Source organism: Priestia sp. GS2, assembly GCF_036409025.1.
Taxonomy (GTDB): domain Bacteria; phylum Bacillota; class Bacilli; order Bacillales; family Bacillaceae_H; genus Priestia; species Priestia aryabhattai_A.
Genome location: NZ_JAZGJX010000001.1, coordinates 639,250 through 657,990, shown reverse-complemented (window position 1 = coordinate 657,990; position 18,741 = coordinate 639,250). Strand labels below are relative to the sequence as shown.

Genomic DNA, 18,741 nt, shown 5'->3' with positions numbered 1-18,741 from the left:
TGTAGTCAATCCTCCTTAAAACCTATAAAGCTAAACATACGACCTGTTTTACCTTGATCGCGACGATGCGAAAAGAATAGATCATCTTCACAGCTTGTACAATAGGATGAAACGGTAATATTCGCTTCATTCACACCAGCTTTTTTCATCAAATAAACGTTTAGTTTTTTCAAATCTAATCGATATTGATTGGGAGAAGTTTGCACATATACGTCCGCTGATGGCGCTATCTTGTTCACTGCTGAAATGACGCGGTCATCGACAATATAGCAACATGATTCAATCGCTGGACCTACAGCAGCATAAATATCTTCAACAGGTATTCTCTCTTCCTGTACCCATTTTCGAACCATCTCACCTGCAATATCTTTAACCGTTCCTTGCCATCCAGCATGAGCTAGTCCTACTATATGATGGTTTGGAGCATAAAAATATAGAGGCACGCAGTCCGCATAGCATAGTGCTAACAAGACGTTTGATTCATTTGTATAAATTCCATCTGTTTGTGCAACTCCATCATCATAAACATGCGTTCCCTTTCCTGATTGCTTACGCGTTACTTTTTGTACAACTGAATTATGTACTTGTTCAGCGCAAATCCAACTTGATAAGGGCATATTTAGATGGTTAGCTAACATTTCTCTATTTAAAATAACGTGTTCTTTGTTGTCATGTACGTGCAGTCCTAGATTGAATGACGTAAACTGGAGCTCACTTACCCCACCATTTTTAGTCGTAAAGCCACTAATCAGCTGACTATTTTCATTCATCCATGGACGAAGCCACATAAACGATTCATGATGGCTTTTTGTAAAAGCAGCTTTATTCATGTATGTGACACACCCTTTATCTATTGTTCTCAAATATTGTACCACAGATTGAGAATAGCTGTTTATAAAAATACATTAATTCTCTTCAAGTTCATAGCTGTCTTTATAGCGTACTAAAATAACGTCAGAACCAATCTTTACGATGTTTCGCCACGGAATAACAATTTCCTCTTCCTTCCCAAAAAAACCAAGCATTCTTGAATTACCGATGACGATTGCCTGAATTTTACCAGTAGCCAAATCAATATCAATGTCTCCCACATGCCCTAATCGCTTGCCGTCTGCTACGTTAACTACATCTTTAATTTGAAATTCAGAAATCTTTAACATCCCTATTCCCCCTACTCTCTTATCCAACACGTCATTTTAAGAAACGAAAAAATCCCTTTGTATATGTATATTTAAACTTGAGTGGTTTCATGAAAGAAAAGGTAATTTTACGCGCTTTTTCTTCTATCAAACAAACCGCCGCACAGAGTAATCTATGCGGCGGTTTATCATACGTATGAAGCCAAAAATATTAGCTTTGAATGTTCTTATTCATCTGTTTAATGGCTGCTTTTTCTAAACGAGATACCTGTGCTTGTGAAATCCCAATTTCATCAGCCACTTCCATTTGAGTCTTTCCTTGAAAGAAGCGCTTTCGTAAAATTAGCTTTTCTCTCTCATTTAGTCGACGCATCCCTTCCTGTAAGGCTATTTCTTCAATCCAAGTAGAATCACGATTTCGCTCGTCACTAAGCTGATCCATCACATAAATAGGATCTCCTCCATCATTATAGATAGGCTCAAATAATGATACTGGATCTTGAATAGCGTCTAACGCAAATACAATATCTTCATGTGGAACTTCTAATACTTTGGCTATTTCTTCTGCAGTTGGTTCTTTTGATGTTTCACTCATTAATCTTTCTCGCACTTGAAGTGCCTTATATGCAATGTCTCTTAATGATCTCGATACTCGAATTGGGTTATTGTCTCGCAAGTAGCGTCGAATTTCTCCAATAATCATCGGAACAGCATATGTAGAAAATTTCACGTTTTGTCCTAAATCAAAGTTGTCGATGGATTTCATAAGCCCAATACAGCCTACTTGAAATAAATCATCAACGAATTCTCCGCGGTTATTAAAGCGTTGAATTACACTTAGAACAAGACGTAGATTACCGCTCACTAATTTCTCACGAGCGGTTTCATCACCAGCTTGCAGCTCCTTAAATAAAAGGCGCATCTCATCATTCTTCAATACAGGAAGCTTTGAAGTATCTACTCCACAAATTTCTACTTTATTTCTTGTCAATTCTTTCCCTCCTCACAGGAGATGATGTTCTGAGTTCAGTATCTCCTTGAAAGGAAAAAATATGCACATTCAAATTTCTTACATTTTATTCCTGAAACAAAATGCGGTAACAACAGGATCAGAACTCCTACTTGTTACCGCATTTTATTACACCATTTTATTAAATTCTTTTCGAAGCCTTTTAATAATTCTTTTTTCTAATCGTGAAATATACGATTGAGAAATGCCAAGCATATCGGCTACATCCTTTTGTGTTTTCTCTTCTCCACCCGCTAATCCAAATCTTAACTCCATAATTTGTTTTTCACGATCATTTAGCTGATGTAGAGCCTTTAGTAAGAGCTTCCTGTCCACATTGGCTTCTAAGTCTTTTGTAATGATATCTTCCTCAGTACCCATCACATCCGAAAGCAAAAGCTCATTCCCATCCCAATCAATATTTAATGGCTCATCAAACGAAACTTCTGAACGAATTTTATTGTTGCGGCGTAAGTACATGAGAATTTCATTTTCAATACATCTCGATGCGTACGTAGCTAGCTTAATCTTCTTTTCTGGATTAAACGTATTTACTGCTTTTATTAACCCTATTGTCCCAATACTAATTAAATCCTCAATATTAATCCCCGTATTTTCAAATTTACGTGCAATATAAACAACTAAGCGTAAGTTGCGCTCAATTAATAAAGATCTTGCTGCCTCATCACCAGAAGGAAGTTTTTTCAGTAATACTTCTTCTTCATCTTTTGTTAAAGGTGGCGGCAATGCTTCGCTCCCGCCAATATAATATACTTCATCCGTTTTAATTTTTAACTTGATTAATAACTTGTACCACCATAACTGTAACCTAATACGATATGTAGACATTCAAATTCCCCCTTTTATTTTTGTTTAAATTAAGAAGCTGAGCTGACTTCTCCAATGACTAATAGCTTCGGATGAATAATTGATTCATATTGTCCTTCAACCGATAATGTTGTATGGCTAATTCCAATCAACACCTTTTCAACATGAATTTCCTGGGAGTTGTGAACAATCTTTACGTGATCAGGCTTTAAAGCCATCAATAGCTGATTAGACTGTCCAACACTTCGATACGGCACAAATCTAACTCTCGCATACCAGTCGTGATCAATATCCTCATCATGCGAAAATGATTGGACATTTTTACTTAATTGAAGCAGGGAGGAAGGAAGGACTTCTTCAAGTAAGGAAGCTGCAACAATCATAACAGGTGTTTTCGTTAATGGATCAACAAGTTGGTTACCGCTATCAATAAGACCTTTTGTATGAATTTCTACACCGTTTAAACTAACCTTCACATCTGCTAGCTGATCAAATGTAATATTTTTCATTTTCATATCTTCAACTCTCGCCTTAGAGAAATAGGCTAGAATAGGGAAACCTATGCATACAAATAACCAGCTGATAGGGTCTCCAAACTGCGGTTGTGTGCTCACCATTTCATCTACCAGCAAATATTGTTGATCAAATAGGAAATGAATTCCTACTAATCCACCACCTACGACAAACGTTGAAAAGTACAATGTCAATAAATTTTCAACAAAGAAACGCAGACGCTTATACCCAAAAGCTACTAACACCATAATGAGGGAGAACATAATTTTAACTGCAGGATGGAGCATAATATGAGAAAATTCAGTAAACATAAGAAGTACAATTAAAGAGCCAATAAATCCCCCTAAGCAAAGTCGCCACCATTTAAACTGCCGCTTTAAAACCGTTGCGCATAAAAGTAGCAAAATCGTATCTAATCCAAAATTAAGAATCCAGATTAAATCTAAATAGATTGGCAATGATTGAACCTCTCCATTCCTCTTAATCTCTTTTGTTAAAAATTAGTATAAAGCATAATCTAGTAGAAAGTCTGTCATTTCATGGGGAGAAACAAGCAGTATTTTTGAGGAAATAATCCGATATTTGTCATTCTTTATCTATTGAACAAAGAATAAAAAAAAAAAAACACGCTGATCTCTTTTAAGATCAGCGCATTTTTTTAGCGTCTACGATTTCGGTTACGTAAGAACGTTGGAATATCTAAAGCATCATCTGATGACGATTGAGGCTGCGTTGGACGAGAATATTCTTGTTGAACAGGCTCTTCACGCTTCACTTCACGCTTTGGCGGAGCAGCCACAGGCTGTTGCTGTTGCGGCACACGGTTAGCTGTTAAAGATGGACGTCCCGGCTTACCTTGAGATAGGTCTTGATCACTAAAGCCTGTCGCAATAACTGTAACAACGATTTCGTCTTTTAGATTTTCATTGATAACCGAACCAAAAATCATGTTTACTTCTTGATCTGATGCAGAAGCGACAATGTCAGCTGCTTCTTGAACTTCATACAGGCTTAAGTTTGTTCCACCAGTAATGTTCATTAGTACGCCTTGCGCACCATCAATTGATGTTTCAAGCAATGGGCTTGAAATAGCTTTTTTAGCTGCTTCGGCCGCACGATTTTCACCTGTTGCAATACCAATCCCCATCAATGCAGAGCCTTTGTTAGACATAATTGTTTTTACATCGGCAAAGTCTAAGTTGATAAGTCCAGGTACCGCGATTAAATCAGAGATACCTTGCACACCTTGACGTAGTACGTTATCTGCTTCACGGAATGCTTCAAGCATTGGTGTGTTTTTATCTACGATTTCTAATAAACGATCGTTTGGAATAACAATTAGCGTATCAACAGCTTCTTTCATAGAAGCGATACCACCAGCTGCTTGAGTAGAACGTTTACGCCCCTCAAATGTGAACGGACGTGTAACAACACCTACTGTTAAAGCGCCGAGTTCTCTTGCAATTTGAGCGATAACAGGAGCAGCACCAGTTCCTGTTCCACCACCCATACCTGCAGTAACGAACACCATATCTGCACCTTTTAAGGCTTCTTGAATTTGCTCTTTACTTTCTTCCGCTGCTTTTTTCCCTACCTCTGGATTGGCTCCAGCACCAAGACCACGAGTAAGCTTAGCGCCGATTTGCATTTTTGTTTCTGCTTTTGATAAATTTAGCGCTTGGGCATCCGTATTAACTGCAATAAATTCTACACCTTGAACACCGTGTTCAATCATACGGTTTACTGCGTTGTTACCGCCGCCCCCTACACCGATTACTTTTATCGTTGCTAATTGGTCTACACTTGTATCAAACTCCAACATGATAGTTCCTCCTAATTCATCGAAATTACCAATCCGTAACGTTAATCAAAGAAGTATCCAAAGAACTTCTTCATTAAATTTTGGTCATTTTTCTTTTTTGGCTTCTCACTTGACTGCTGTGGCTGTACTTGTTGCTGCTGAGGTTTCGCTGCTGGAACAAACTCTTCCTCAAACACCTGTTCTTCCACAACTGGGGCTCCAATTTCACGCCCTTGAATTTTTGCATTTTTATAAGCGAACTTAATGAGGCCTACACCAGTAGTGTAATGCGGCTCACGAACTCCAATATAATCAGGTACAGCAATGCGCACGTTATTTTTCAACACAACTTGTGCTAGTTCTAAAATGCCTGGCATTGCTACAACGCCACCTGTTAAAACAAAACCACCAGGAATATCTCTGTATCCTAAACGGTTCACTTCCTGCGTTATCATTTCAAAAATCTCTTCTAATCTTGCTTCGATAATATCAGAGATTTCTAGTTGATTAAACTGCTGGTGCTGATCGCTACCAATAATAGGTACGCTAAAAACCTCTTCTTCGGATGCATGGTCATAGAAAGCATGTCCATGCTTAATTTTAATAGCTTCTGCATCTTCTGTTGATGTTCGAAGTCCAATCGATAAATCCTTTGTAATATGTTCCCCACCAACTGCTACTACGGTCGTCACTTTTAAATGTCCTTGATCGAAAATAGCAATAGTCGTAGAGCCTCCGCCGATATCAACCAGTGCAACTCCTAGGTTTTTTTCATCGCGAGATAAAGCAATTGAACCAGAGGCAAGTGGCTGTAAGCAAATATCACTGATTTCTAAACCGGCTCTCTCTACACAGCGTAATAAGTTATGTAACACCGTTCTAGACCCTGTAATAATTGTGCCTTCCATTTCTAAGCGTACGCCAATCATCCCACGAGGATCATTAATTCCCTCTAATCCATCTACGATAAACTGCTTCGGAATAACATCAATGATTTCACGATCAGGTGGAATGGACATGACTTGTGCTGCATCAATTACTCGGTGAATATCTTCATTAGCAATTTCACGATTTTCACTTGATACCGCCACGACTCCATGACAATCTTGTAAAAACACGTGGTTCCCACTAATGCCTACGACTACCTTTTTAATTGTAATGCCAACCATTCTTTCAGCTTGTTCTATTGCTTTTCTAATTGATTGAACTGTTGCGTCTATATCAACGATAGAACCTTTTTTTAACCCGTGTGACTTTACATTCCCTACACCAATGATATTCAATGAATCGTTACTCATCTCTCCGATGATTACTTTCACACTGGATGTACCGATGTCTAAACTAACGTATATTTCATTGCTGTTCATTCTTTGGCACCTCCTTTTACATTCTACACATCTTTACTACTTTGACGTCAGAAGAACAACAAACTTTCAATTTAGCTTTTATTATATGAAAATATTCAACAAACTAAGCTGTTTCCCTTTTGTAAATTCAATTTTTTTCGACTTTTTCATGTTAATCTTTCAATTTCATTCAGTTAATCGGTTTGAATACAGTTTTGTACTGAACGCATATTTTTTCATAGAATAACTATTTACTATAACTATAAGTCTACACCATGAATGAAAGCTAGAAAAGCGAAATTTCAACGTTTACCTAATTATGTTACCTTTTTTAACACATTAAGGTTATATCATGTTCTGCACTCGCTGTTATTTCTATCCATTCAAAGAATGGGCAGCTATTCATCGCTCTTCTGTTCATTTTTCTTATATGGTGTAAAAGAGTTTCCTTCCAGATCAATTACACCTTGTTGTTCTGGCGTTAGCTCTTTTACAATAGCCGGATAGTACACGATTTTTTCTGAGAAATTTTTAATCTTAGCACTAACTTCTCTACCATCGTTCATAAACACCTCAACTTGAAGGGGTTCTGCTTTGGTAGGCGTATAATAAATCTCTGAAATAGAACTTGCAAGGCTTACCGGCGTCTTCGCTAGTTCCTGTACCATCTCTTGAATAGCTTCTGGGTCATTCCATTCTACAAGCAAAGGAGCACTTGATATCATTTCGCTGCTCTTGATTGCTTTGAGAACTTTTCCATTTTCATTGACGGGGAAATATGTACCGTTTGAAAATACGTATGCTGTGCGCTCGTATTCTTTCACTTTAATTGTTACCTTATTAGGAAAGCTTTTAATAATCGTCGCTGTTTGAATTTCAGGATGCTTTTCTACCATCTCACTGACCTTATCTTTGTCGACTTCCCAATAGCTTGTTTTATTTGTTAGGTTGCTTGCTTTTATAACATCCTTACTACCCACATATTCGTTCCCTATAACTTCAATTTTTGAAATATTACTCAGGGATGACTGCGAATATACAATGAATAGAATAAGGATGAAAAAGAGTGATAAATAAAAGATAAGCCGCCTATTTGCTTTATGCTTACGCTGCTCTTTTAGCTTAGGCACGCGATCTTCAAGAACAATTAACTTGCTTTTATCTTTATCCATTTTGTTTCACCCTTACCCTGTTGAGAAAGCTCCCTGCTCTCCCTTACTCATTTTCCCAAATTCTTTGTTAGAATACCTTGATTATAGCATACAATCAAGATCCATCCCCTTGGTTTTTGCACTTTTTTCCATTGTTTTATCATTAACGACCTATTATTTCTACTTCTGTGTGCATATCAATGTCAAAGCGCTCTTTAATTGTTTTTTTCACATAATCAATCAATGCTAAGACATCGCTTGCCGTGCCGTTGCCTGTATTCACAATAAAGTTACCGTGCATTTCACTAATTTGAGCTCCACCGATTGAGTAACCTTTTAAGCCAGACTTTTCAATTAAATCTCCCGCATAGTTTGGTAGTGGATTTCTGAAAATACTACCTGCACAAGGGAAGTTCCAAGGCTGAGTTTCACGACGATAATCTTTGTTTTTTTGCATAACCCCTACGATTTCATCGCGAGTTCCTTTCTTTAGCTGTAGAACTGCCTGCACGCAAACTCCTGGGCGCTCTTTTTGTAAGATTGAGTTGCGGTACGAAAACTTCATCTCTTCATTTGAAAGCCATTCTAACGTTCCGTCTTCAAACAAAATGTAAGCTTTTTCTAGTATTTGTGACATGTCAGAACCATGAGCACCTGCATTCATATAAACTGCACCGCCCACTGAACCTGGAATACCACTTGAAAATTCAAGCCCTGATAAACCTTGTTTGGTAATAACAGTAGCAAGTTTAATACTAGGGTATCCTCCACCTACTGTAACGCGCTCACCGTCAATTTGTAAATCATCAAGTCCTGCTCCAAGCTTAATGACAACACCCTCAATTCCTTTATCTGACACTAATAGGTTAGAGCCGCGTCCAATAGCTCTCCACTTCACGTTATGCTTGCGAATAATGTCCATTGCTATTTTTAGATTTTCTACAGAGCTTGGTTCTAAAAGAACATCTGCAGGCCCACCAATCTTCATTGTTGTATGCTTGGACAACGGTTCGTTTTCACGAACTCTTCCAATATTTAATTCCATTAATTCTTTTACTAACGCTTCCATAAGAACCTCCTACTAACCATTTTTACTGTTGTCATCCATCATTACATTTATTTATCGTATGACATTCACCTAAAGAATGTACGTCTATTTTAGATTTTAGTGAAGCTTTCAATATTATTTTATCAATTGTTTTAATATATTTCATGCAATAACCTATGTAAATAGGGTTTGCTAGCTTATTATAAAAAAACACTCAATCTTTCACATCATATCATAGTTGACAGTAGATTTGGTTATGACAACATTACATTTTTAAAACATTTCATTCAAAAATATCATACACCTGTAAAGAAACAAAATAAACCGCCAATTAACACCTATTTTTCATAGGTTTCATTGACGGTTTATCGTTACATTAGTATCGTATCTTTAATAGCGAGAATAGCGGCTAACATTCAGCAACACTCCTACTGCGGCAAGCATTAAGGTTAGTGAAGAGCCTCCATAACTTAAAAAAGGCAGTGTAATACCGGTTACCGGCATTAATCCAGTTACTACTCCAATATTAATCATAACCTGAATAGCAACCATTGAAATAATCCCAAGCGCTAAGAAACTACCGTACAAATCGGGCGCACCTAGAGCTACTCGTATACCACGCCATAATAACAAACTAAATAACACTAAAACTAGTGAGCCTCCTATAAAACCAAGCTCTTCTGACAAAATCGCAAAGATAAAATCTGTTTGAGGCTCTGGGAGGTAGAAGAACTTCTGTCTGCTTTGTCCCAAGCCTAACCCTAAAAGCCCTCCTGGTCCAATTGCATATAAGGATTGAATAATTTGAAAACCACTTCCTAACGGATCTTCCCATGGATCTAAAAACGATGTAATTCGTTTAATTCGATATGGAGCAGATAGTACAAGTACAACAAATCCTCCAATCCCCAATAACCCTAGACCTACAAAGTGACTAATACGAGCTCCTGAGACAAAAATCATAACGATACATGTTCCAACTAGTACGGTTCCTGTTCCTAAATCCGGCTGAAGCATAATGATACCAAAAGCTAAGAAAACAAAAGATAAAGCTGGTAGCATGCCTTTTTTAAAAGAGGTTATGTTCTTTTGATTCTCCGATAAATATTTGGCTAAAAAGGTAATCATTGCGAACTTCATAAATTCCGACGGCTGAATTGAAAAAGCGCCTACACCTATCCAACTTTGAGAACCGTTCCTTACTAAACCTACACCCGGAATCAAAACCAATATTAATAGTACAAAACAAATAATGACAAGCGTTTTGGACCACGTGCGCCACGTCCAATAGTCAATGTTCATGATGACAAACATAGCACATATGCCGAGCCCAGCAAATAAAAGCTGACGCTTAGCAAAAAAGAATGAATCCTCAAACTTATATGTAGCCCATACCGCGCTTGCACTGTAAACCATAATAAGTCCAATCGTTAAAAGAGATAGTGTAACGATTATAAGAAAAAAATCTGGCGTAGACCTTTTCGTCGACAATGTCATGCACCTCGAAACAATAGATTAGGGCTCTTGTTTTCTAGGTGTTTAGACAAGCCCTTATTTCAGTTTATGCACAGACTTGATAAACATGTCTCCACGTTCTTCAAAAGTTTTGAACTGATCCCAGCTTGCACAAGCTGGAGATAATAGTACAACATCATCTTCTTCTGAACAGTCATATGCTTCAATTACTGCTTGTTTAACATTATCGACACGTTTAACGACTTGTATTCCTGCTTCTTTTGCGACACGCTCAATTTTTGGTGCCGTTTCACCAAATGTAATAACAGCTTTCACATGTTCAAACGATGGCTTTAATTCATCAAACTCATTACCTCGGTCCAATCCACCAGCTAACAAAATGGTAGGCTGTGTAAAAGCAGACAGCGCTACTTTTGTTGCCAATATATTAGTAGCTTTAGAGTCGTTGTAGAATTTACGTTTGTTAATGGTTGTCACATACTGAACGCGATGTTTAACTCCTGCAAATGTTGTAAGCACTCGATATATCGCTTCATTTGAACAACCTAATAACTTAACGACCGCAATCGCTGCTAAAATATTCTCTAAATTATGCTTACCGGGTAAAACAACATCTTTTACATTCATAACCGCTTCGTTGCGGAAGTAAAGCTGGTTGTTTAATAGGTAGGCACCGTCTTTTACTTCTTCATTAACAGAAAACGGCACAATTTGTGCAGCAATACTTTTACTTGCTTTTTTTACTTCTGAATCATCCATGTTAACTACAGCAAAATCATCTTGTGTTTGATTTTTAAAGATATTTGCTTTTGCTTGCGCATACTCTTCCTTTGTACCGTGGTAATCTAGGTGCGCTTCAAATAGATTCAAGAATAAAGAAATCTTAGGTTTAAACGTTTCAATACCCATCAATTGAAAAGAAGAAAGTTCCGTCACAATAACGTTTCCCGGCTTTGCTTCCTGCGCTACTTCACAAGCCACTGTACCAATATTACCTGCAATTAGCGGACTTTTACGATCCTCTTCTAGCATTTTATAAATTAACGTAGTAGTTGTTGTTTTGCCGTTACTCCCTGTGATCCCTATGAAAGGTGCTTCGCTAATTTGATATGCTAGTTCTACTTCAGTAATAATTGAGAGCTTGCGCTTTAATGCTTCTTGAAGCAGAGGATTGGAATAAGGAATCCCGGGATTCTTTATAATAACCTCCACGCCATCAAGTAGCTCTAACGGATGATGACCACAAACGACTTTAATTCCAATCGCTTCAAGCTGCTGAGCTGCATCATTTTCCTCATATGGTTTCTGATCATTTACAACCACTTTTGCTCCTAAACTCTTCACAAGTTTCGCTGCTGCTAAACCACTTTTTGCAAGCCCTAAAATAAGGACTTGTTTACCTTGATAACCATCAATTGTTTTCACTTATATCCACACCTCAATGTAAATTCCCAGCATTGCAAACAATAACCCTACAGCCCAAAATGTCATAACAACGCGCCACTCGGACCAACCGCTTAGCTCATAGTGATGATGTAATGGACTCATTTTGAACACGCGTCTGCCCGTTGTTTTAAATGATGCTACCTGAATCATAACGGATAATGTCTCAATAACAAAAACACCGCCAATAATAACAAGTAAAAATTCCATTTTCATTAAAATCGCAATCGTTGCAATAGCTCCGCCTAAGGCTAGTGAACCTGTATCTCCCATAAACACTTTTGCTGGATATGCATTAAATACTAAAAAGCCTAGAACCGCGCCTACAACAGCGACTGAAAAAATAGAGATTTCAAATTGACCTACATTCCATGCTAAAACAGCAAAAGCACCAAAGGAAATTGCGCTTGTACCTGATACTAAACCATCTAGACCGTCTGTTAAGTTTACTGCGTTTGAGAAACCAACTAACCAAATAATTAAGAAGATAACATAGAACCAACCAAGATCAATTGGTGTTGGAATTCCTGGAATGGTTACCTCAGTTGAAAACTCAAATTGCCTAGCGATGAAGTAAAAAATAATCGCAATAACCACTTGCCCTAAAAACTTTTGCTTTGATGTTAAACCTAAATTTCGCTTTAATACTACCTTAATAAAATCATCTAGGAAACCTAACAATCCAAAGCCAATTGTTACAAATAACAGTAGGAATGTGCGATATGTTACTTCTGCATATTGATTAGCCATGATAAGCGTAGCCACAATGATTGATAGTAAAATCATAATTCCACCCATTGTAGGGGTTCCAGATTTTTTCTGGTGTGATTTTGGTCCTTCATCTCGAATACTCTGACCAAACTTTAATCTTCGTAAAAACGGAATGAATACCGGCGACAATAGAACCGTAATGAGGAAGGCTAAGCCGATGGTTAATAAAATAGCTGGCTCTAGCATGTCATTCCCTCCTCATTGAATGTATTGATGTTTCTTCTTTTTTGTTTCAAACAATTCATTACAAATTTCGCTCCCTAATCATTTTACGTGCTACTTCACGATCATCAAAATCCAGAACCTGATTACCAACAATCTGATACGTCTCATGCCCTTTTCCTGCAATGACAATAACATCATCTTTTTGAGCTTTTGATACCGCAAACTTGATGGCTTCTGCTCGGTCAACAATTGTAACAAAATTATCGGTTTCAATCCCTTTTTCCATATCATTTAAAATCGCTTCCGGATCTTCACTTCTTGGGTTATCAGATGTTAAGATAGCCTCCGTACTATAAGAAGCGGCAATGCTCGCCATAATTGGACGCTTTGTACGATCTCGGTCTCCACCGCACCCAACAATAGTATAGACGTTATTTGTTGCAAATTGTTTTACCGTTTGTAAGACATTTTCCAAGCTATCTGGTGTATGTGCGTAATCAACAATAACCGTAAAATCTTGGTTTTCATTTACTAACTCGAAACGACCCGAGACCCCTTGCAATTTCGTTATTTCCTCGACAATAATGGACAGCGGCATATCCGACACTAAGCAAGCTGCAGTTGCTGCTAGTACGTTATACACGCTAAATTTCCCAACAAGCTGCATCGTTACATCCACGCTCTCCATAGGAGTTACAAGCGTAAATGTTGTACCACCGTTTGTCATTTGAATATTTTTTGCACGTATATCACTTTCATTGTCAATGCCATATGTAATGACTGTAGCTGCCGTGCTGCGAATATATTCTTTTGATGCATCATCATCCGCATTTAAAATCGCAAATTTAGGGCGCTTGTCGCTATAATAAGCATTGCCTAATTGAGCAAATAATAGCCCTTTTGCTCGACGATAGTCATCCATTGTCTCATGATAGTCTAAATGATCTTGGGTCAAGTTTGTAAACACGGCAACATCAAAGTCACATCCGTGCACTCTTCCCATATCAAGTGCATGTGAAGAAACTTCCATCATTGCTACTTCAACATCTTCTTCTACCATTTGACCAAATGTTTTTTGTAAAGTTAACGATTCTGGCGTGGTATTCTTTACGTCATATGACTGATCGCCAATACGAATTTCAATTGTACCAATGAGACCTGTTTTCTTTTGTTGTGCTTTAAACATATGTTCAATTAAATGTGTAATGGTTGTTTTACCATTTGTTCCCGTTACGCCAATTAAACGTAATTTTTGCGTTGGATGGCTATAAAAAGCATCAGCTAACACAGCCATTGCTCGCTTGGTACTCTTGACTAAAATAACGGGTACATCGATATTAAGCGGACGCTCTGCCAGAATAGCCACTGCACCTTTTTCGACAGCTGTTTGTGCAAAATCGTGTCCATCAACCGTATAACCGTTTATGCAAATAAATAGTGCACCCGGCTGTACTTCTCTTGAATCCATTTCAATTGAAGTAATTTCAATGTTGTTTTCAGGAATTTGCACGAAGTCATGCAAATGCCCTAATAGCTTTCTTAAATCCATTGTTACCATGTCCTCTCTATGTGTAAAGCGAAGTATCATCTTGAACATTTTACAGAAAAAGAAGCCACGAGGGAGCTCCCTCAAGGCTTAATTGTCTCAAACATACAAGTAGATAATTCCACTTATAGTGAATAAAACGAATAGAATAAAAGAGTCAGTTCATGTCATTACTTATTCTATAAAATGAAACATCTTCTATTGTACCACGTAATCACTCATATATATATGACTTAATTACTCATGTATACTCGAATTGTTTCGCCTTCTTTCACCTTCGTTCCAGCCTCAGGTGATTGTTTAATGACCTCTTCCCCTGAACCACTCACATCTAATTTTAAATTAACTAACTGCTCTTGTAACTCTTTTTTTGATAACCCTACAAGATTTGGTACTTTTATCATTGGTGTATCTAACCATGTCAACTCTTTCTCAATTTGGCCAGTCCGAGGTTGTACACCTAATACTGGCAAGCTATCTTCCATAATCTTTCCTACAATTGGCGCAGCAACTACTCCACCGAATTGAGTAGTTCCTTTTGGATTATCTACCGCTACATATACCACTAGTTCAGGATCATCAGCGGGAGCAAATCCAATAAATGAAACAATATGATTATTCTCTAAATATTTCCCATCTTTTGCCTTTTGAGCTGTTCCAGTCTTACCACCAACTCTGTACCCTTCTACAAACGCGTTTTTACCCGACCCTTGAGCAACAACACTCTCAAGAGCAAAGCGAACTTGTTTTGATGTTTCTTCAGAAATAACTTTGCGCTTTGCTTCTGGTTCATTTTTCTGAACCACATTTCCGGTTTTTGGATCAACCCATTCCTTAGCAATATAAGGAGTATACAAAGTTCCCCCATTTACGGCCGCTGCTACGGCAGCAACTTGCTGGATGGGAGTGACAGCTACACCTTGACCAAAAGCAGTTGTGGCTTGTTCTACTGGACCAACACGGTCGAGCGGAAATAAAATGCCTCTTGCTTCCCCTTGTAAGTCAATACCCGTTTTGTCACCAAAACCAAAGTTACGAATGTATTTGAAAAGCGTCTCTTTCCCTAAACGCTCTCCTAGTTCCACAAAGCCTGGGTTACAAGAATTTTGTACAACCTCTAAGAAAGTTTGCTGTCCATGTCCTCCACGCTTCCAACATCTTAGTTTGGCACCGCCCACTTCTGCCGCTCCGTCATCATAGAATTGGTCCTTTAATAAATCCACTTTCTTTTCCTCTAAAGAAGCTGCTAGTGTAATAATTTTAAACGTGGAACCAGGCTCATACGCACTCCATATAGGAAGGTTACGATTATACACATCTGGGTCAACTGTTTGGAAATCAGCAGGGTCAAATGTCGGCCTACTTGACATCCCCAAAATTTCACCCGTTTTAGGATTCATTGCAATAGCAATCATCCCATCTGGGTTATACGTAGTTTGTGCATTATCGAGCTCGCGCTCAATAATTGTATTTACTCTAGAATCAATGGTTAGTCTTAGATCCAGCCCATCAACCGGCTCTGTATAATCATCTGCAATATTGGGCATTTTTTTCCCTTTTGCATCTGAATAGAGCTTAACTGAACCTTGCTCACCTTTTAATTCCTTATCATAGTAAAGTTCCAAGCCCATTAAACCTTGATTATCAACTCCCGCAAACCCTAACACATGAGAGAGGTAACTACCAAATGGATAATGGCGCTTAGAGTCTTCTGCGATGTACACGCCTTTTAGGTTCAAGTTTCTCACTTCATTTGCTTTAGCATGTGAGATTTTACGACCTTCGGGGCGTAAATAGACGCTAGAAGCCGACTTTGTAATCTGCTCATATACTTTTTCTTTCGTTGTATTTAACACTTTTGCTAGCTGTTCAGCTGTGTTTGCCGGATCTTCAATTTGTCTTGGCATAATTAACACCGTGGGCGCACTTTTATTGGTTGCTAGTGGCACATCGTTCCGATCTAAAATCTTCCCTCTTTCTGGTTCAAAAGGGATATTTCTGCTCCAAAGCCCCTTAGCTTTTTCTGTCAACGTATCCCCCATAAAAAGCTGTACGTACCCAAGCCTTGTGTCAATAATTAAAAAGATTAAAAAACCTGCAATTAAAACTGCTGCTAATCGTTTGCGAACAGTTACTCCTGATACCCGCATATAGTAGAACCTCCTCTGAATCGGCTCGTTCCAATATATGCTTGTACACTCTTGGGTAGAACGTATTTCTAATCAGTTGGTTCAGCAGGTTTTTCGTCGGAATCTCCCTGACCTTCTTCACTTTGAACTTCTTCTTCTTTCAGTTTCTCTTTTGCTTCTAAAGCCTCTGAAAGGGATTCAGGAGGTTCAAGCTCTACTACTAAATAGCTTCCTTCTTTAACAGCTTTACCAGGCTTAATGCTTTGAGTCACCACAAAACCACTGTCTAATGCACTCACTTTCACATTCATAAACTCAGTAAATCGTATCACATCACGATGAGACCACCCGATTATATTAGGCATCGTTGGTGTACCCGTTGTTTGTAAAAATACCTTTTCTCCACTAATAACGGTGTGATCAGCCTTAGGAAATTGGTCATTGATGCTTTTGGCTTCTCCAACAATGACAGGTTTTAGTCCTTTTGCTTCTAATTCTTTCGTGACGTCACTTATCGATTTACCTTCATAATTATCAAGTTTAATTTCAGACGATGTGCTTTTTTGCTTCTGTTTTTCTTCGTCCGTTTCTTTAGGTTTAACTCCCAATGCTTGTAAGCTATTTTTCATAACGGGATTAAAAATCATCGAAATCGGAGCTGAACCTGACTCTTGAGGAGTTAATTTTGGATTTTGTACTGCTACATAAACTACTAGCTCTGGATCTTTCGCTGGTGCAAACCCCATAAATGAGAATAAGTTTTTACCATGTCCACGCAAATATCCTCCCCCATTCGGATTCGGTATTTGAGCTGTTCCTGTTTTACCGGCTACGTCGTAACCTTCAATAGCGTATGCTTTTCCAGTACCATCATCCTCAGACACAACACTTTCAAGAATGTCAAGTACTTCATCAGCCGTTTCTTTTGAAATAGGTTTTCCTACTACTTCTGGCTTCGTTTCTTTTTTCACTTTGTTCGTTGTACCGTCTACAACTTTTTCAATGACGTAAGGCTTCATCATCTTACCATCGTTTGCAATGGCAGTAGCAGCTTGAATTTGCTGAATCGGAGTGAATGCTGAACCTTGACCAAAAGCAGTCGTTACTCGGTCCCTTGGATATTTAGAAATCAGTTTGCTAGAAGCTTCGCCAGGCAAATCAATTCCTGTTTTTTTCATAAATCCAAAATCCTTTAAATAATTAAAGAGCGTTTCTGTGCCGAGCTTTTCATTCGCTAAAATCGCAATGGCAACGTTGGACGAACGACGAATACCTTCATTAAATGTAATTGGTCCCCAGCCGTTACCACCGTTATGGTCACGAATTGGCGCATCTTTTTCACTAACTTTGTAAGCTCCTGATTGATAGATATCCTCGCCATTATACACGCCTTCTTCAATCGCAGCAGCGAGCGTAAAGATTTTCATCGTAGAACCAAGCTCGAAGCTGTCTTCAATAATAGGGTTTCGATAATTCGTTATATCACGAACGTTTGGATTAAACGTTGGTCTCGTAGACATTGCTAGAATCTCGCCTGTTTTTGGGTTTGCAACCACAGCCATAATGTTATCCGGGTCGTATTCTTTTTGAGCATTTGTCAAAGCGTCTTCTACGAACGTTTGGATTTTTTCATCAAGGGTTAAGTAAATGTTGTCACCATTTTTAGGAGGAACGATAGACTCCTTGGGATCAGGAAGCTTAATTCCGTTTTGACCAGCTTGATAGAGTACTTTTCCATCCTCTTCTGTTAACTGCTTATCATAAACTTGCTCTATCCCCATTTTTCCAACGATTTTCCCTTCATCATTCTTTTGTGCGTAACCTAAAATGTGAGAAGCAAATACTCCGTTTGGATAAAAACGCTTCGCATCTCGCAAGAACGTAATACCAGGTAAATTCAGCTTTTCAATCTTTTGCTTAGTCGTATTATTGATATCCCGTCCCCCGGGGCCAAGCTCTACTTGAAACGAACCTTTTTTTACACCTTTATCTAACAAACTCTGTAACTCTTCCTCTTTCATATTAAGCAGCGGTGCTAATTCTTTTGCTGTTTTTTCCGTATCTACTACGTGCTTTGGCTTGTCTTTATCTTTTGTTTGGTCTGGGTCTAGGATTGCTACAACCGTATATGCTCCCGTATCGTGTGCAATAGCTTCCCCGTTGCGATCATAAATCGTTCCACGCTGTCCTTCAATGGTTGTTTCTCTCGTATATTTCTTTTGTGCGATTTCGGCTAAAGCTTGACCTTCAGCTTTCCCTGTGGCCTGTATATAAAAGAACCTTCCTGTTAATACAAAAAAGAGCAATGCAAATATTACAATCAATATTGCTGCTCCCGTACTAATATTGCTATTTTTCTTAGGCATTTTCATTGGT

Annotated in this window: 15 protein-coding genes; all 15 read right to left on the bottom strand. The window is 38.3% G+C overall.

Annotated elements, in window-relative coordinates; translation table 11 throughout:
- Positions 1-5 precede the first annotated feature (5 nt).
- A complete protein-coding gene (pgeF, locus tag V2145_RS03435; RefSeq protein ID WP_311856846.1) occupies positions 6-830 on the bottom strand; it encodes a peptidoglycan editing factor PgeF in 825 nt (274 codons plus the stop codon).
- 75 nt (positions 831-905) lie between these two features.
- Positions 906-1,160, bottom strand: coding sequence for a YlmC/YmxH family sporulation protein (locus V2145_RS03430; protein ID WP_025908848.1), 255 nt, complete (start codon positions 1,158-1,160; stop codon positions 906-908).
- A gap of 190 nt (positions 1,161-1,350) precedes the next feature.
- Positions 1,351-2,130 carry an RNA polymerase sporulation sigma factor SigG gene (gene sigG, locus V2145_RS03425; protein ID WP_025908847.1) on the bottom strand — a complete coding sequence of 260 codons (780 nt, stop codon included), beginning with the start codon at positions 2,128-2,130 and terminating at the stop codon, positions 1,351-1,353.
- A gap of 147 nt (positions 2,131-2,277) precedes the next feature.
- Entirely contained in the window at positions 2,278-2,997 is a 720-nt protein-coding gene (gene sigE / locus V2145_RS03420) for an RNA polymerase sporulation sigma factor SigE (RefSeq protein WP_025908846.1), read from the bottom strand.
- A gap of 29 nt (positions 2,998-3,026) precedes the next feature.
- A complete protein-coding gene (gene spoIIGA / locus V2145_RS03415; protein WP_131888225.1) occupies positions 3,027-3,947 on the bottom strand; it encodes a sigma-E processing peptidase SpoIIGA in 921 nt (306 codons plus the stop codon).
- Positions 3,948-4,147: 200 nt separating this feature from the next.
- A complete protein-coding gene (ftsZ, locus tag V2145_RS03410; protein WP_094910604.1) occupies positions 4,148-5,311 on the bottom strand; it encodes a cell division protein FtsZ in 1,164 nt (387 codons plus the stop codon).
- Between the two features lie 41 nt (positions 5,312-5,352).
- Positions 5,353-6,657 carry a cell division protein FtsA gene (gene ftsA, locus V2145_RS03405; protein ID WP_094910605.1) on the bottom strand — a complete coding sequence of 435 codons (1,305 nt, stop codon included), beginning with the start codon at positions 6,655-6,657 and terminating at the stop codon, positions 5,353-5,355.
- 377 nt (positions 6,658-7,034) lie between these two features.
- Positions 7,035-7,808 (bottom strand): cell division protein FtsQ/DivIB, encoded by a 774-nt coding sequence (locus V2145_RS03400; RefSeq protein WP_094910606.1) that lies wholly within the window; start codon positions 7,806-7,808, stop codon positions 7,035-7,037.
- Positions 7,809-7,950: 142 nt separating this feature from the next.
- Complete coding sequence (gene murB / locus V2145_RS03395) at positions 7,951-8,856, bottom strand: UDP-N-acetylmuramate dehydrogenase (RefSeq protein ID WP_094910607.1); 906 nt, start codon at positions 8,854-8,856, stop codon at positions 7,951-7,953.
- 369 nt (positions 8,857-9,225) lie between these two features.
- A complete protein-coding gene (gene spoVE / locus V2145_RS03390) occupies positions 9,226-10,332 on the bottom strand; it encodes a stage V sporulation protein E (protein WP_397428324.1) in 1,107 nt (368 codons plus the stop codon).
- Positions 10,333-10,386: 54 nt separating this feature from the next.
- Positions 10,387-11,736 carry a UDP-N-acetylmuramoyl-L-alanine--D-glutamate ligase gene (murD, locus tag V2145_RS03385; RefSeq protein WP_094910609.1) on the bottom strand — a complete coding sequence of 450 codons (1,350 nt, stop codon included), beginning with the start codon at positions 11,734-11,736 and terminating at the stop codon, positions 10,387-10,389.
- Positions 11,737-12,711 (bottom strand): phospho-N-acetylmuramoyl-pentapeptide-transferase, encoded by a 975-nt coding sequence (mraY, locus tag V2145_RS03380; RefSeq protein ID WP_094910610.1) that lies wholly within the window; start codon positions 12,709-12,711, stop codon positions 11,737-11,739.
- Between the two features lie 58 nt (positions 12,712-12,769).
- Positions 12,770-14,239: a UDP-N-acetylmuramoyl-L-alanyl-D-glutamate--2,6-diaminopimelate ligase gene (locus V2145_RS03375; RefSeq protein ID WP_330987316.1), complete on the bottom strand. Its 1,470-nt coding sequence runs from the start codon at positions 14,237-14,239 to the stop codon at positions 12,770-12,772.
- Positions 14,240-14,469: 230 nt separating this feature from the next.
- Positions 14,470-16,386: a stage V sporulation protein D gene (locus V2145_RS03370; RefSeq protein ID WP_094910612.1), complete on the bottom strand. Its 1,917-nt coding sequence runs from the start codon at positions 16,384-16,386 to the stop codon at positions 14,470-14,472.
- Positions 16,387-16,454: 68 nt separating this feature from the next.
- On the bottom strand, positions 16,455-18,737 hold the full coding sequence (locus V2145_RS03365) for a penicillin-binding protein (RefSeq protein ID WP_330987315.1): 2,283 nt from the start codon (positions 18,735-18,737) through the stop codon (positions 16,455-16,457).
- Between the last annotated feature and the right edge of the window lie 4 nt (positions 18,738-18,741).

Excerpts from the sequence above, each read along its gene's own strand:
- ftsA (WP_094910605.1), bottom strand. The coding sequence starts at position 6,657 with ATGAACAGCAATGAAATATACGTTAGTTTAGACATCGGTACATCCAGT.
- murB (WP_094910607.1), bottom strand. The coding sequence starts at position 8,856 with ATGGAAGCGTTAGTAAAAGAATTAATGGAATTAAATATTGGAAGAGTT.
- sigE (WP_025908846.1), bottom strand. The coding sequence starts at position 2,997 with ATGTCTACATATCGTATTAGGTTACAGTTATGGTGGTACAAGTTATTA.
- V2145_RS03365 (WP_330987315.1), bottom strand. The coding sequence starts at position 18,737 with ATGAAAATGCCTAAGAAAAATAGCAATATTAGTACGGGAGCAGCAATA.
- mraY (WP_094910610.1), bottom strand. The coding sequence starts at position 12,711 with ATGCTAGAGCCAGCTATTTTATTAACCATCGGCTTAGCCTTCCTCATT.
- spoVE (WP_397428324.1), bottom strand. The coding sequence starts at position 10,332 with ATGACATTGTCGACGAAAAGGTCTACGCCAGATTTTTTTCTTATAATC.
- ftsZ (WP_094910604.1), bottom strand. The coding sequence starts at position 5,311 with ATGTTGGAGTTTGATACAAGTGTAGACCAATTAGCAACGATAAAAGTA.
- V2145_RS03430 (WP_025908848.1), bottom strand. The coding sequence starts at position 1,160 with ATGTTAAAGATTTCTGAATTTCAAATTAAAGATGTAGTTAACGTAGCA.
- pgeF (WP_311856846.1), bottom strand. The coding sequence starts at position 830 with ATGAATAAAGCTGCTTTTACAAAAAGCCATCATGAATCGTTTATGTGG.
- V2145_RS03375 (WP_330987316.1), bottom strand. The coding sequence starts at position 14,239 with ATGGATTTAAGAAAGCTATTAGGGCATTTGCATGACTTCGTGCAAATT.
- V2145_RS03370 (WP_094910612.1), bottom strand. The coding sequence starts at position 16,386 with ATGCGGGTATCAGGAGTAACTGTTCGCAAACGATTAGCAGCAGTTTTA.
- V2145_RS03400 (WP_094910606.1), bottom strand. The coding sequence starts at position 7,808 with ATGGATAAAGATAAAAGCAAGTTAATTGTTCTTGAAGATCGCGTGCCT.